Source organism: Photobacterium sanguinicancri (assembly GCF_002265265.1).
GTDB lineage: Bacteria > Pseudomonadota > Gammaproteobacteria > Enterobacterales > Vibrionaceae > Photobacterium > Photobacterium sanguinicancri.
This window is the reverse complement of record NZ_NOIF01000123.1, coordinates 1-15,416: the sequence shown is the minus strand read 5'-3', so window position 1 is coordinate 15,416 and position 15,416 is coordinate 1. Positions and strand designations below refer to the sequence as shown.

General features: G+C 43.6%; 12 protein-coding genes and 1 pseudogene. 6 read left to right on the top strand and 7 right to left on the bottom strand.

Annotated elements, in window-relative coordinates; all coding sequences use genetic code 11:
* Positions 1 to 84: 84 nt before the first annotated feature.
* The gene (locus tag ASV53_RS16555) at positions 85 to 1,065 is read right to left on the bottom strand and encodes a TerC family protein (protein ID WP_094957900.1); all 981 of its coding nucleotides are present in this window, start codon (positions 1,063 to 1,065) and stop codon (positions 85 to 87) included.
* A 480-nt stretch (positions 1,066 to 1,545) separates the two neighbouring features.
* Here ASV53_RS16555 and ASV53_RS16550 point away from each other — a divergent pair, with 480 nt between their 5' ends.
* Together ASV53_RS16550 and ASV53_RS16545 are read left to right on the top strand one after the other, a co-directional pair.
* Positions 1,546 to 3,006 carry an FAD-dependent oxidoreductase gene (locus tag ASV53_RS16550; RefSeq protein WP_094957899.1) on the top strand — a complete coding sequence of 487 codons (1,461 nt, stop codon included), beginning with the start codon at positions 1,546 to 1,548 and terminating at the stop codon, positions 3,004 to 3,006.
* Positions 3,007 to 3,440: 434 nt separating this feature from the next.
* A complete protein-coding gene (locus ASV53_RS16545; protein WP_094957898.1) occupies positions 3,441 to 3,698 on the top strand; it encodes a hypothetical protein in 258 nt (85 codons plus the stop codon).
* A 331-nt stretch (positions 3,699 to 4,029) separates the two neighbouring features.
* Here ASV53_RS16545 and phnR read toward each other — a convergent pair whose 3' ends face one another.
* The 3 genes from phnR to ASV53_RS16530 form a co-directional block, all read right to left on the bottom strand.
* Positions 4,030 to 4,737 carry a phosphonate utilization transcriptional regulator PhnR gene (gene phnR, locus ASV53_RS16540; protein ID WP_094957897.1) on the bottom strand — a complete coding sequence of 236 codons (708 nt, stop codon included), beginning with the start codon at positions 4,735 to 4,737 and terminating at the stop codon, positions 4,030 to 4,032.
* Positions 4,738 to 5,044: 307 nt separating this feature from the next.
* Entirely contained in the window at positions 5,045 to 6,754 is a 1,710-nt protein-coding gene (locus ASV53_RS16535) for a putative 2-aminoethylphosphonate ABC transporter permease subunit (RefSeq protein ID WP_239928824.1), read from the bottom strand.
* 26 nt (positions 6,755 to 6,780) lie between these two features.
* Positions 6,781 to 7,857, bottom strand: coding sequence for a putative 2-aminoethylphosphonate ABC transporter ATP-binding protein (locus ASV53_RS16530; RefSeq protein WP_094957895.1), 1,077 nt, complete (start codon positions 7,855 to 7,857; stop codon positions 6,781 to 6,783).
* 241 nt (positions 7,858 to 8,098) lie between these two features.
* Here ASV53_RS16530 and ASV53_RS25185 point away from each other — a divergent pair, with 241 nt between their 5' ends.
* Positions 8,099 to 8,290: a hypothetical protein gene (locus tag ASV53_RS25185; protein ID WP_141226263.1), complete on the top strand. Its 192-nt coding sequence runs from the start codon at positions 8,099 to 8,101 to the stop codon at positions 8,288 to 8,290.
* A 92-nt stretch (positions 8,291 to 8,382) separates the two neighbouring features.
* Here the strand turns inward: ASV53_RS25185 and ASV53_RS16525 are convergent, their stop codons facing one another.
* A complete protein-coding gene (locus ASV53_RS16525; RefSeq protein ID WP_094957894.1) occupies positions 8,383 to 9,396 on the bottom strand; it encodes a putative 2-aminoethylphosphonate ABC transporter substrate-binding protein in 1,014 nt (337 codons plus the stop codon).
* 266 nt (positions 9,397 to 9,662) lie between these two features.
* Here ASV53_RS16525 and phnW point away from each other — a divergent pair, with 266 nt between their 5' ends.
* From phnW to phnX, 3 genes and pseudogenes are all read left to right on the top strand, one after another.
* The gene (gene phnW / locus ASV53_RS16520) at positions 9,663 to 10,784 is read left to right on the top strand and encodes a 2-aminoethylphosphonate--pyruvate transaminase (protein WP_094957893.1); all 1,122 of its coding nucleotides are present in this window, start codon (positions 9,663 to 9,665) and stop codon (positions 10,782 to 10,784) included.
* Between the two features lie 158 nt (positions 10,785 to 10,942).
* Positions 10,943 to 12,304 (top strand): annotated as a pseudogene (locus ASV53_RS16515) (aspartate aminotransferase family protein).
* Between the two features lie 68 nt (positions 12,305 to 12,372).
* Positions 12,373 to 13,185, top strand: a complete 813-nt coding sequence (gene phnX, locus ASV53_RS16510) for a phosphonoacetaldehyde hydrolase (protein WP_439126491.1) — start codon at positions 12,373 to 12,375, stop codon at positions 13,183 to 13,185.
* Positions 13,186 to 13,412: 227 nt separating this feature from the next.
* Here the strand turns inward: phnX and ASV53_RS16505 are convergent, their stop codons facing one another.
* Both ASV53_RS16505 and ASV53_RS16500 read right to left on the bottom strand, forming a co-directional pair.
* On the bottom strand, positions 13,413 to 14,249 hold the full coding sequence (locus tag ASV53_RS16505) for an arginase family protein (RefSeq protein ID WP_094957891.1): 837 nt from the start codon (positions 14,247 to 14,249) through the stop codon (positions 13,413 to 13,415).
* 6 nt (positions 14,250 to 14,255) lie between these two features.
* Positions 14,256 to 14,990: an IclR family transcriptional regulator gene (locus tag ASV53_RS16500; RefSeq protein WP_062691052.1), complete on the bottom strand. Its 735-nt coding sequence runs from the start codon at positions 14,988 to 14,990 to the stop codon at positions 14,256 to 14,258.
* Positions 14,991 to 15,416 lie beyond the last annotated feature (426 nt).

Genomic DNA, 15,416 nt, shown 5'->3' with positions numbered 1-15,416 from the left:
ATCCAGATATAAAAAAACCGCGAAATTTCGCGGTTTTTTATTACCTGATTTTAGCCTCAGCAGATTAACTGCGAGCAGATAGGCTTATGATTCATTGTTAGCGTTAGCATCTGCTTTTACGACAACAGCTTGATCGCGTGTTTTCCACAAAGATGCTGAAATAGCGATCGTAATAGTCAGTGCAATAACAGCTAAAGACACCGGTGTAGGAATCGCGTAAGCCGTTTCCATTAATAGCATCTTGATACCAATGAAGCTCAGAATAAACGCCAATGCCACGCGTAGGTAGCAGAAACGCGTCAACATGCCTTCCAGTACAAAGTACAGCGAACGTAAACCCAATAGTGCAAACACATTTGCCGTTAGTACCAAGAAAGGTTCTTGTGTTACGGCAAAGATTGCAGGAATTGAATCTAGCGCAAACATCACATCGGTTAGTGCAATCACAGCGACCACGATGAGTAACGGCGTAGCAATCCAGCCTGTTTTCCCTTTGAACAACATTTTGTTGCCGTGATATTCATCAGATACAGGTACACATTTCTTCACGAGACGAACAGGTAAGCTGTTTGAGAAATCTTCCTGTTCTTCATCTTCTTCACGCCACAATTTGTAGCCTGTGTAGAGTAAGAATGCGGCAAAGATGTATAGCACCCAATGGAACTCAGCCAATAGCTGCGCACCCACACTGATCATGACTGCACGCAATAGCAATGCGCCGACGACACCTAACATGAGTACGCGAGGGCGTAAATGTTCAGGTACAGCAAACTGACCGAAAATCAAAGCAAAAACAAACAAGTTGTCGACGCTAAGTGATTTTTCGAGCAAGTAACCAGTTAAAAATGCGGTTGCCGCTTCATTGCTTGTATAGCTACTGTCTGGTGCCATAACGGGCCAGTAGAAGTAGATAACAACATTAAAAATTAACGCGAGTGCAACCCAAAATAAGCTCCAAATAGCCGCTTTTTTAATGGTAATTTTACCACCACGGGTTTGATATAAATCGAGCGCTAACATTAACAACGTTAGAACGGCGAAGCCTTCGTAAGAAAAAAGGCTCATAGGGTTTACTCCTTCCAGATCACGCGGAAGGCAAGAGCACTAATATAGATGGCTGACTTTGACCTTCCGCGCATTACGTACAGGTACACCTAGGGCGTACATCATTAATGGCGTTGGTCTTGTCAAAGTTGATGATAGGTCATTAACTTACGGCTGCCGGGAGCAATGAGGCTCCGGGATGACGACAGGCGAACATTCACTTATGCGCTTAGCAAGCATCGCTAATTACAGTCAGTAGAGTGTGACTACTCCCCAAACAAGTGGATTCTATTCCTGAAAATGTATTCACGCCAGCGCTTTTTTCGATCTTCGCTATAAAGATAATTTCTATGACAGAAAAAAGACCAAAATGAATTTTCTGTGTCACTGATAGTGGATGTATTGAGCCTTAACCTCCATTTGGTAAAGTAGTAATCAGGATGTTGGTCTATATCAGCTAGATTGTCATTATGAGTCTGAATAGAAAGGGCGGTTCAGTTTATGCAAACGAATACAGAAACAAAGCAGGCATTGGAATCAGATAAGACCAGCACATTAAATGACAGTCGTTTCCAGCCATATTGGTTCGATCAGGCAATGAAGCAAGAACCGCTTTCATCACCGAATGTACTGACGCGAGATACACAAACAGATGTATGCATTGTCGGAGGTGGTTACACCGGGCTATGGACCGCTATTAATATTAAACAGCAGCAACCAGAGTTGGATGTGGTTGTAATAGACAAAGGCTTGTGTGGTAGTGGGGCATCTGGCCGTAATGGTGGATGCATGCTGACATGGTCCACTAAATATTTGTCGATGAAAAAGCTCTACGGTGAGCAAGAGGCGATTCGTTTAGTACAAGCATCAGAACAAGCCGTTTTTGAAATTGAACGCTTTTGCCAGCAGCATGACATTGATGCTGAGTTGCGTGTTGATGGCACTTTATATACCTCAACAAATGCAGCACAACAAGGCGGAATGGATCCTGTGTTAGCGGCGCTTGATCGACATGAAATCAATAGTTGGCAGCAATGGCAGATAGATCGTGTTCAGCAAGACGCAGGGTCTCGTTTAGCTTGTGAAGGCTATTATTCGCCTGCGGCAGCAAGTGTTCAACCGGCTAAGCTAGTGCGCGGCCTTAAACGTGTCGCTGAAAAAATGGGTGTCGTTGTTTATGAAAATACACCAATGGAAGACATTAATACCGATGTGCCTATTACGATAACAACACTAGAAGCTGACATTTACGCAGGGAAGGTGGTACTCGCCTTGAACGCATGGATGATGGAGAAGTTCCCAGAGTTTAAACGCAGCGTAGTATTGGTCTCTTCGGATATGGCAATCACGGATCCTATTCCAGAAAAACTCAATGCGATAGGCCTTTCAGATGGTAAAACTGTCGTTGATTCGCGCATATTTGTTCATTATTACCGAACAACACGAGATGGACGATTAATGTTAGGGAAGGGAGGCAACTATTTCTCGTTTGCCAATAAGATAAGCAAAGTATTTGATCAACCTAGCCAGTACACCAATATATTGCGCCAGTCATTTAATCGTTTATTCCCATCGCTGTCACAACAAGGTTTTGCAGCCACTTGGACAGGGGCGTCAGATCGCTCGACCACAGGGTTACCTTTCTTTGGTAAGTTGAAACAGAACGCGAATATTTATTATGGTCTTGGGTATTCCGGTAATGGTGTTGCTCAAACATGGATCGGCGGAAAAATTCTGTCTTCTCTAGTACTAGGACAAGAGAATAAATGGAGCCAATGTGGACTGACTACTGGCCCTAAAGGGTATTTCCCACCTGAACCGATCCGCTGGATAGGTGCAATGATGGTACGTAATGCTATTCGCAGAAAAGAAGCGGCAGAAGATGAAAACAAAAAACCGTTTTGGTTTGATAAGCAGCTGGCAAAGTTTGCGAATGCAGCGGGTAAAGCGGATAAGTCATAGCTGATGAGTATTATCGGATGGGTATTGTTGGATGAGTCTTGTCGCTTGAACTTGATGAGAGAATAAATGACTTTTTATACTGTACTTATCGGATGAGTGAAGTGCATAAAGGTTATATCAGAGCCACATCAAAGCGATATCAGAACCATTTCGAAGTTTAGTATCTTGAATCCGCTTTCTTATAAAAAGCATATCCAGTAATGGATGTGCTTTTATTATTTATAGTCATGAAATTTTACAGTAAATGTATGACTTAATATTTAAGTAAGTGACTGGATTCCCTTGTCGTTAGTTGTTAAATTGAACACCTAGTTAGTCAGTAGCTAATATAAAAAATACTGAAAGGTATAATTTCCACAATGAGGGTTATGTTGTCAGCATAATTCATGTGTTCTGAAAATTAAAAAAATTATAGTGATAGAGAGGAACTCTCGATGATTAGAAATCGAGTTAAGTGGTTGATAAAATTATGTGATGAAATGGGGTTAGATGCTAATAAGGATCAAGTAAAATCGAGCATCGTTGCCATCTCAATGAATGAAAAGCTTAATGATCTTGAATTGAAAGAGGCATTCATTAGTGCTTATCAATCTACATCTGTCGTGTTTATGCATGCACTACAAACAACGGATGAATTTAATGCAATTATGAAGATAGTGAATCAGCAGTTGCTTGTGGAAGAATGTAAATAACCGCTGGTAATTCTATAAATTAGTTCCTGATATATAAATCACTTAAACTTAAATAAACTGCCTTATATCCTATCATTTATCATGATGATCTTATGGCTGATATAATAGGTATAAAAGTAACCCGCTCTCTTTGGCAAGAGGGTGATAACAAATACAGCGATTAAATAACACGCTTAAATTAAAGAGCTATATCACTTTTAACCGTATTTGTTGGTTATCATTGAATGTTACTTTTTGGCGATATAATTTCTTTGCTCTCAAGAGCCAGAGCTCGAATAGAAGCAAAACAAGAACGGCGAAATGAGCCCGTTCTTGTTTATTGATACTGAATTTAGCCTTTCGACAGCGTTGCGACAGACTCAATACTTAATGCGTCGTGTCGCCAATATTCCAAATCACAATCAATCATGCGGCCATGCTGGTCGTAATTTAAACGCTCAATGAACATTGCAGGGCTGCCTGCCGTTGCTCGTAATGCTTGGGCTGTTTCCCCTAATAGAGATGTAGTGCTGACTCGATAACGCGTCTTCGCGTACAAGGTATTGTAGTGTTCACGGTATGTGTCGGTAAGTGATGTCGTCACATCGAGTTCAAGCAAATTAGGGAAGTATTCTGGCAGTATAAAATTGGTGACTACCATAACTGGTCGCTCATCAAGAAAACGTAAACGATCAATGCGGTAGACTTCAGTAAACGGAGAAACACTCAACAAAGACGCAGCTCGGCGACTTGCTGGCACTAATTTGGCATCCAGTAATTCAGAGCGCGCCACACGACCTTGATCTGTCGCCATAGATGAAAAGTTTGTCGTTAATGTCGGGTCATAGCGAAGTGGTTCGGGTGACACAAACCAACCACGGCGATCCTCACGGTATAGCTTTCCTTCTGATTCAAGTAACGCCAAAGATTCGCGTAAAGTGATCCGCGTGGTATTAAATGATTCAGCTAGCTTTCTTTCAGCAGGCAGCTTGTTGCCCGCAGTGAGTAACCCTGCGTCAATTTGCTCGTTGATCGCTTCCATGATTTTTATGTATTGCACAATTTGCCTTCTGGTTAAATGCCAATTCGATTACTCATTCTGTGATAAAAAAATGTGGAGACAAAACATCGCCATACTGGTTTTGTCAGAAGCATCAATCGGATAAGCATTATGATGCCAAAGAGTGAAGCTTAATGGAATGTAAAATATAGCGTACCTATCAGCACCGCTAGTATCACATTGCTGGAAAGCCGTAAGGTGGTTGAAGAAGTGGGGGTAATGGATCTCGAATGCACATATATAGGCCGATTAGAAACACTGTAAGCCATTCACTTACAGTGTTTATCTATAAACTTGTAGAGTGTATTTAGCGTTTACGCCACGCTTGGGTATGGTGATCGAGTGTTTTATTTAAACCCACATGCACCAATTTTATCATTGCTGCAGTCAATAATATCATCACAGACATCGCCGCTGCGGGACCGGTTTGCCCTGCATCGTCCATGTTAAGAACGGAAACAGAAGCAGGCATAGTATCGGTCGCATATAAGAACACAATGGCAGAGGTTGTGGTCATCGCATTAACAAATAAGTACACCGCAATCTCTAAAATCGCAGGGGCGCATACCGGTACCGTCACTTTAAAGAAGGTCTTGTACTGTGGCATTTTGATAGAGGCCGAAATAGCTTCTACCTCGGCAGGGAGCTGTTTAAGGGCTGTTAGCGCCGTCATATGACCCACAGTGTAGTAGTGAATAATGGTATTGATAACCAAAATCGCCATGGTGCCATAGAGCATGGAGAGTGGGTTAGCTTGGTGATTAAAGAAGAATATATAGCCCAAGCCCAGTACCAAACCTGGTACAGCCATTGGAATGATGGCGAACATTTGCAGCAAGCCACGTAATGCACCAAAGCTACGACCTTTCTCGATACAGTACGCACCTAAGAAAATAACGATTGTTCCTATAACGGCAACTAAGCTACCCAGCTTTAATGAATTAAAGTACGGTTCCCAGCCATAAGTACTGAACTCCGCAAAGTTGTAGTTATTAAAACTTAGGGTTAAGTTCCACGGCCAAAAGGTAACGAGTGATCCATAAACCGCCATGCCGATGATGGCCAAAATAGCGAAAGAAATAACAGCACAAAAAGTAAAGCAAACACCATCACGCAGTGCACTTGGTGTCGGTACATAGGCGACGGAGCGTGAATCAAACATGCCTTTTTGTTTTTTCTGTACCCAACGGTCGCCAACAAAGGCCAACACAGCTGGTAGCAATAGCACCACACTGGCTACCGCGCCCATCGAAAAGTTTTGTTGCCCAACAACTTGCTTAAAAATGTCTGTGGCTAATACGTTGTAGTGCCCGCCAATGACTTTAGGTACACCAAAATCACACACGACTAAGGTGAAGACGACGATCAAGGTACTGATTAAGCCGTATTTCGCGGCAGGTAGTGTCACCACAAAAAAGGTTTTGAAAGGGGAAGTGTCCAGCGCTCTAGCGGCTTCATACAAACGCGCATCGGATGTTTTTAGTGACGTTGACAATATCATCAGTGCATGAGGGAAGGTCCAAAAAATTAAACCCATCGCAATACCTATTGGGCCATAAATGGATTGGCCAAATAACAGCTCTTTGGCGATACCTTGATTACCAAATAAGTAAATTAAACTGATGGCGGGTAAAAGTGACGGCGCAAGAATAGGCGCAGAACCTAATATGGTAAACAGCCCTTTAAATGGCATGCAGCTACGGGTTAACGCATACGCATAACCAAACGCTAAGATGCCAACACTCATGGTCACGATAAGCCCAATAGTCACCGTGTTTTGAACTGACTGCCACAGTGCTGGAGAGGTTAAATACTCGGCAAAGTTAGCCATCCCCACGTAATGGCCTTGGGTGTCCTGCACACTTTTTTGCAGCATACTGGCGAGCGGACCAAGGACAAATACTCCCATCATTAAAGTCAGTAAGATAAGAATGATCGCCAAGGTGACGTTGTCACTGCTTAGTTTGTTTTTTAGCTGAAATACATAGTGGCGAGCCACTGAATGTGGGGGATTCATCGTCGTATCCATGATGTGTACAGGCCTTATCTATTTAGCTGAAAAATGTGAGCGTGTTGTTTCGAGATATTGATATGCATGAAATGACCACGCTCCAATCCCAAGCGGCGTGTTTCTCGAATAGGTACATCGACTTTAATGTTCTTAGCAAGGTGATCGCCTTGCAACTTACACTCAGCGCGAACATAGGTGCCTTGAAACTCTAAGTCTTCAATTTTGACTGGGAAAGAGGAGTCCGACTGTTGTTTGTTGGCGGTAAAATGAAGATCTTCAGGTCGTAGTGCAAGTTCAAAACGATCGCCACGGCTCAGGGAGTCACAAGGCTTTTCTAGTAACGATTCCCCAATGCGAATTTCGTTATCGCTAACCACAGAGCTAGGAATGAAATTCATATTACCCACAAACTCAGCAACAAAGCGTGAAGCGGGTTGTTGGTAGATCTCTTGAGGTGTACCAACTTGCTCAATAACACCATGATTCATCACCACAATACGATCTGCCATCGCTAAAGCTTCTTCCTGATCGTGGGTCACCATGATGGTGGTAATTCCGAGTTGACGCTGTAAACGGCGGATCTCTTCACGTAGGTGTGTGCGAACTTTTGCATCTAAAGCCGACAAAGGTTCATCAAGCAGTAACAAACCTGGTGATAATGATAAGGCACGGGCAAGTGCAATTCTTTGCTGTTGGCCCCCAGACAGTTGGTTGGGGAACTTAATGCCCGATTTGGGTAAACCAATTACGGATAACCAATGGTTAACGATGTCATCGGTTTCTTTAATGCTTTTACCTTGGTTGCGAAGACCCAATGCAATGTTGTCGAAAACATTTAAGTTAGGAAACAGCGCATAGGACTGAAAAACAATGCCAAAATCACGCTTTTCTGGAGATAAAAAAGTGGTGTCTTTACCACTTTGAAGGATCTTTCCGCTGCTGGCGAGATCTAGCCCTGCAATGGCACGTAATAGGGTTGTTTTACCGCAACCTGATGGACCAAGAAAGCAGATGAATTCGCCTTTATTGATCTCAAGAGAAATGTTGTTAAGGGCTGTGAATTGGCCAAATTGTTTACTAACATTTTCGATCTGTAGATAAGTTTCCATGTTTACATCCCCTCAATTGGTATATACCAAATTTAGCGAGAGGGTGTTACAGCAAAATGACATTAGATTGACGAAAAAAAGACAATGAACAATGGCGACATTGTGAAACTAGGTTAATACTTAATGCGTGCTGAATAATGGATTATTAAGTGATTCAAAAAAAGATATTGAATAGGCGGGCACTTTATATCTTTTTCAGCTTTGTTATTCTGCTCATGAAATATTTTCATAAGGAATAGTCATGGAAAGGAAAGTGCTTAGGCGTAATATTTCTTATATGGAACGCGAGTTATCTCAGATGAAGCGTGAGCTTGCGTTGCTAGAAGAACGAGAGCTAATCAATAGTAAACAACTTTTGGAACCCATTTTTACCCCTGACTTTGGGCATACAGCGATGGTTTCGTCTTCAGAGTTAAGTACAGTTGAAAATTAGTGAATGTCAGCTGAGTAGATCAAACTATGGAAAACCAGAAATAAGAAACGGTGCACTAGGCACCGTTTTTTATGCGAAAAATAACATGATTGTTAAGAGCGAGGTTCTGATTTTGCATCAAATCGGTTAGACCACGCCTTCAAAACTTCACTACGGTTTGCCGCCATTTTAGAGAAGTTCATCTTCACCATGGCTTCTTCAACGTTCGGGTAATTCTTCACTGGCGTGCTGACATTACTGTGGCCAACAACAGGGTAGAATTCGTTGTAAAGCTTATTGGCTTGTTTAGAGAGTGACCAATCCACTAAGCGTTTTGCTGCATCTGATTGAGTGTTCACAAGACCAACCGCTTCTGACTCCCAGCCAACACCGCCTTTCGGCAGAATAATGTCTATCGGTGCGCCTTGCGATTTCAGTTTAGCTCCACGAATCGCCATAGAAATACCGATAGCAACTTCGCCCATCCCCGCTTGCACACAAGGTTTAGAACCTGAGTGGGTGTAATGCGCAATATTGTTATCCAGCTTGCTCATGTAATCCCATGCTGCATCGTCACCCATGAGCTCCATCCATGCTGACACTTGCATGTAACCCGTCCCCGACGAAGCAGGGTTTGGCATTGCAATCTGACCTTTATATTCAGGCTTTAGGAGGTCTTCCCAAGTTTCAGGTTTAGGCAGGTTTTGTGCTTTTGCCACCGCTTCGTTGAAACACACAGCATTGAAGAAAGCATCGTTACCAAACCAAGCTTTGTTATCTTCAGGATCAACCATAGTGGTACGGATTTGGTCCAACCCTTTTGGTGAATAAGGCTTGAGCACACCGTTATCTTTCAGCAGCGCCATCGAAGATCCCGCTAGCCCCCAGACTACATCGGCATGAGGATTGTTTTTCTCTGCCAACAATTTAGCCGTCATGATCCCCGTTGAATCACGTACCCATTTAATCTTGATATCTGGGTTTGCTTGTTCAAAACCTGATTTGAATTTCGCTAGCATATCCGTTTCGAAAGCGGTGTAAACAGTCAGCTCTTCAGCAGCAAAAGCAGAGGTTGCAGTCAGTGCAGCGATGGCAGTTAAGGGTGCAATGATCCAACGGTTTTTCATTTTTGTTCTCCAAGAACTTAAATTGGTATGTACCAGATTGGTGCAGCAAGGATGATGCTAGAGCGGCAATATGACAGTTCAATGATTGGATGATGTCACTTTGTTAACAGTTTTATGAGGCAGAGATGACAGCGTAAAAACAGACTAAATAGAGGAGGAAAACGGAATATGAAAGTTTTATTAACTCTGTCGCTAAGGCATTTACAGGCAATCGCCTGAGTCGTTATAGTTTTTCAATCTGGTATAGTCCAAATGGAAAGAGCGCAATGGAAAACGTTGATAATCAATATTTACTGTTAACACCGGGCCCACTAACGACCTCACGTGGTGTGCGTGAAGCCATGCTAAAAGATTGGTGCACATGGGATGATGACTATAACAAAGACATAGTTCAGGTGATCCGACAGCAATTAGTCCAACTGGCGACGCAGCATCATGGCTACACAAGTGTATTAATGCAGGGGAGTGGCACGGCATCTGTAGAGGCAACTATTGGTAGTGTGATTCCTGCTGATGGTAAATTATTAGTGGTGAACAACGGTGCTTACGGTGAGCGTATTGGGCAAATCGCGCAATATCTTAATATTGCTCATCATGTCATTGAATTAGACGAGGTCACTCAGCCAAGTGTTGATCAGTTAATTGATGTATTAGAAACAGATCCTGCGATTACCCATGTTGCTATGGTGCACTGTGAAACCACCACAGGGATGCTGAACCCGATTGAAGCTGTGTGTGATGTGGTTAAATCGCACAACAAAATCATGATCCTCGATGCAATGTCGAGTTTTGGTGGTATCCCTATGGATATTGGTGAGCTTGGGATCGACTTTATGATCAGCTCAGCAAACAAATGTATTCAGGGTGTACCGGGCTTTGGTTTTGTGATTGCGAAACAAACCGTACTTGAACGTTGCAAAGGCTTAGCACGTTCGCTGTCGTTGGATCTTTATGATCAATGGCAATGCATGGAGATCAACCAAGGGAAGTGGCGTTTTACTTCGCCAACGCACACGGTTAGAGCGTTTCATCAAGCACTGATTGAGCTGACCGAAGAAGGGGGCGTTACTGCTCGCTTTAATCGCTATTCGACCAATCAAAAAATTCTGGTCGAAGGCATGGAAAAACTCGGCATTCAATGCCTGTTACCTTCTGAATTGCACTCTCCAATCATCACGTCTTTCTACTCACCAGAACATCCAGATTATGACTTTAAGCCGTTCTACAATTTGCTGAAAGAAAAGGGTTTCGTTATTTACCCTGGCAAAGTCTCTCATGCTGATTGCTTCCGCATCGGTAACATTGGTGATGTGCACAACCATGATATTGAAAACTTAATCACAGCAGTGAGTGAATCTATGTACTGGCTGGCAGGTAATCAAGAATGACTGTGTTACAGGGTCACGTTATTCCAGTTCAAGCTACGCAAGGGCAAGGGCAAGGGCAAGCGACAGGCGCTGAAGTAGAGACTCAGGTGACGACTCAAATGCCGACTCAAATGCCGACTCAAATGCCGAGTAAGATCCCGAATCAAATAACGAGTCATATGGGGACGCGCGCGCTACGCAGTGAAGGGGATACTAATATCACGCCCGCTCGTGAACGCTGGGTTGAATCGATTACAGACCAGCAAACGCAGACTATGTTAGCGCAAGACAGCCAATACTTTTTGCATCAAGCCATGTCGACACCCTGTTTAGACGCACTGGTTGGGGCGAATGGTATTTACCTAGAAGACGCTGCGGGTAAGCGCTACATGGATTTTCACGGCAACAATGTCCATCAATTGGGTTATGGCCATCCGCATGTATTAAGCCGAATTCAACAACAGCTGACGAGTCTTCCGTTTTCACCGCGTCGTTTTACTAACCAAACAGCGATTGATTGCGCTAAGAAGCTCACTGAGATTGCAGGTGGTGATCTTAACCGTGTGTTGTTTGCGCCGGGTGGTACATCGGTTGTGGGAATGGCATTGAAGTTAGCGCGTTATATCACGGGCAACTATAAAGTGGTTTCCTTGTGGGATTCGTTCCACGGTGCGTCATTGGATGCGATTTCGGTAGGGGGTGAAGCCTGTTTTCGTGAAGGAATGGGGCCATTAATGGCGGGGGTAGAACGCATTCCGCCCGCGGAGAGCTATCGCGGCGCATTTCCTTCGCAAAGTGGCAGCGATGTTCACTATGCCGATTACCTTGAATATGTGATCGAAAAAGAAGGTGGCATTGGCGCGTTCATTGCTGAAGGCGTGCGCAATACCGATGTGCAAGTGCCGAGTAAAGCCTACTGGCAACGCATACGAGAAATCTGTGACCGCCACAATGTGATGCTTATTATCGACGATATTCCTAATGGCATGGGACGTACGGGTGAATGGTTCACCCACCAAGCTATGGGGATCGAGCCTGACATGCTGTGCATTGGTAAAGGGCTAGGTGGCGGTGTTGTACCTATGGCGGCTTTGGTCACTAAGGATGAATATAACACGGCAGCGCATGTGTCTTTAGGGCATTAAACCCATGAAAAAAGCCCAATGGGTTGTGCTGCTGCGCTCGCCACAATGGAAGTGATCGAGCAGCAAAACCTGTTAGAGAAAGTGCGAGACGATGCTGATTATGTCGCTGATCGTTTAGAAAGCATGAAACAACGTTTTCCTATGATTGGGGATGTTCGTGGCATTGGTTTGCTCTGGGGGATCGAGCTCGTTACCGATAGGGTAACTAAAGAGCGTGCTTTTGATGCTGCCGAGCAGGTGCTATATCGCTGTCTTGAATTAGGCGTCAGTTTCAAAGTTTCGCAAGGTAACGTATTACAGCTGAGTCCGCCATTAATCATTGAACGGGAAGACTTAGCTAAAGCACTCGATATTGTCGAGCAAGCGATCTCAGAAGCCACCGATTCGACTGCATGAGTGTCTTAAAGCTTGTGCTTAGCACTAGCTGCTTAGAGTTGATTGAATAACAGAATTTTAGGATAAAAATGATGAAGCAAGTACAAGCGGTAATGTTTGATTGGGCTGGAACTGTCGTTGATTTTGGCTCGTTTGCGCCGACGTCTATCTTTGTTGAAGCATTTAAACGTGAATACGATTTCGATATTTCGTTAGCGGAAGCCAGAGTGCCTATGGGCTTAGGCAAGTGGGATCACATTAAATGTGTCGGTGAATTACCAGACGTTGATCAACGTTGGCTGGCTAAACTCGGTAAGCCGATGGACACCAATGACATCGATAAGATTTATCAAACCTTCATGCCACTTCAAATCGCCAAAGTAGCCCAACATGCTGATTTGATCCCAGGGACAAAACAGGTGGTTGATGGGTTACGTGATCAAGGCATTAAGATTGGATCATGCACGGGTTACCCGAGAGTAGTACTGAATGAACTCTTGCCAGCGGCAAAAGCAAATGGGTTTAGCCCTGATTGCGCTGTGGCAACCGATGATCTTGCGGCTGGTGGACGACCTGCGCCCTACATGCTGCTTAAGAACATGATTGAACTGGCGGTAGATGATGTAAAAACATGCGTGAAAGTGGATGATTCATTACCGGGTATCACCGAAGGGCTCAATGCGGGCATGTGGACAGTGGCATTGCTGCTGTCAGGGAATGAAGCGGGTTTGACGCAGCAAGAGTTTGAGGCAGCCGATGATGTGAAGTTAATGCAAGCCCGCAATAAAGCGAAAGATGCCTTTGCGATGTCGGGGGCGCATTATCACATCGATACCGTGGCGCAATTACCTGAGGTGATTACCGATATTAACCGCCGATTAACATTAGGTGAACGTCCATAGTTAAGCGTACCGCAATTTTGGTTTTGGTTTCGGTTTTTTTATTTAGATTATTTAAATAAACGTAGCAGCCTCTAATACATAGAATAGAGGCTGCTTTGTTTTTACTTGTTTTTACTTGTTATTATTTTGTTGTGTTGTGTTGTGTTGTGTTGTGTTGTGTTTACTTATAGTACTGTCTGTATTTGAGCTTTCTGTTCTTTTAGAACCTTTGTGTTTTTATCAAGTGATTAGGCCGCGTGAGTCAGAATAGGGGGCAGTTCACACAAGGCATCTAAGATCTCTTTTGTTTGTCTAGAGCATATTAGATTGTCTCTCGCACCCACCAACTGGATCATTTTCACTTTTCCCGATAAAACACTCTGGCGAAGTGTACGAAGAATCATTTTGTTATTTAGCCGGTTGTTATCATCAAAGCCTGCACTTGGCATTAATGCGGTTAAATCAATCGTAATAATAAGGTGATCACAGTGATTGGTATAACTCGCTAGCTGAGATTTAAGCGACGTACGATTACGAAAACTGTATTCATCCGTTGATAGCCAATTCACACCAAGATCGTCAGCATATTCATAAAGCTGGCTTGTTTGGATCTCTTCATCAATGCCTAAGCAAAGTAGCCGAGTATTGTCGTAACGGTTTAATGCAAAATGAAACGTCGAACCCAGCTGAACATCCAATGTTTGTTTTAGATCGAAGCGATGACCGATATTGACTAAACCTATCTCTTTATCTTTCAATGCGACAATTGGTAGAGCGTGCAGTAAAGTCTCATGGCAATTAGATAGCACGACAGGGATAGAATGCAGCCCTAAATGTTTACTTAAGCAGTGCTGAAAAGCGGTAGCATTATTGTCGTTTACCACAAAGTTTCCCGCATCAGAATAGCTAGGGGTCGACTGCTGTGGGTATAGCCAGTAAGAGGCGAGCTCAAGGCTCTGTTGAGCAAATTCAAACGAAGCCTGAGTCATAGGCTTAACACGTTCACAAACCGTCATAAGTGTAAAAGGGTGAACAGGTTGGTTGTGGTTGTGACGCATACGATAGCGTTTGAATATGCTTAACATTGTGAATTACCTTTCTGGTGGCAACACGCGAGCTGCCTGTAATACATGTAAGATGATCCGCTCTTTATTGGCTTCAACACGGTGCGCAGGAGCCATAACAGAAATAGCGCCGATCAACTTACTCCTTTTCATAACGGGGGCACTAATGCCAGATACGCCGGGGTCGATCTCCGAGGTACTGACAGCAAAGCCATTGCGTCGTATCTTTTCTAACTCTGCTTGCCATGCATCCATCCGATCTTCTTCACCAAAATAACGCAAGATTTTTTCACAGCGTTGAGGTGGTAAATACGCCAACATGACTTTTGATGAAGCCCCCCAAAGTAGTGGTTGGCTTTGCCCTTGTACAAAGCTACAGCGAAGTGCTTGCATACTTTCTTTTTGGCTTACACACAGCGCCCGATATCCAACAGGCACCATGTATGCGGTCATTTCTCCTGTCTGTTTTTGTAGCCGACTTAACACCGCATCGACAGCATCTAAGTTGTGTTGACTTGTCTGATAGCTGCGCATCAATAACAGAGCCGCAGAACCGATAATGAGCGTTTTATCGTAGGGACTTTCCTCTATCAAGTTCCATTCTTTCAGCACTTTTAAATGGCGGTATAAGCTGCTGATAGGGACTTGGAGTTGCTCACTTAATGCCTTAGCCGATATTGGCGCCTCGTTTACGGCAACTTGCATCAGAAGCTGCAACGCCTTTTCGTTAACTTGGTTTGCTGTGTTTTTTTTCTCTTTCATGCTTATTTTTATCTCGATTTATCACACACCTCAACTGTAATTCTTACCTGGTGCGAATTTTAAATAAACTGAGAGGGTATTTTCTCATCAAATGAGAAAAAGGTGGAGAGTTATATGCGATTGAACGGTAAGGGCATTGAATGCAATGCCTGATTAGGCGTGTCTGATTGGAGATGGGTTTGATTGGAGATGGGTTTGATTGGAGATGTGCCGGATTGAGTGCGCAGGCTCTAAGGTCGCTGTTCTGTTTTATCACTTGTATGAATCGAGAGGTGGGTAGCGTTTGATTGTTATTCGAGGAATTAACGGCTGCGAGTTTATCACTGCAGCGATGAGTACAGAGATCGCGTGTTCTAATGTAACGACGAAATAAATTCGACGACTAGTGAACGGCAGAAGATTTAGAATAAAATGCTGATATTTATT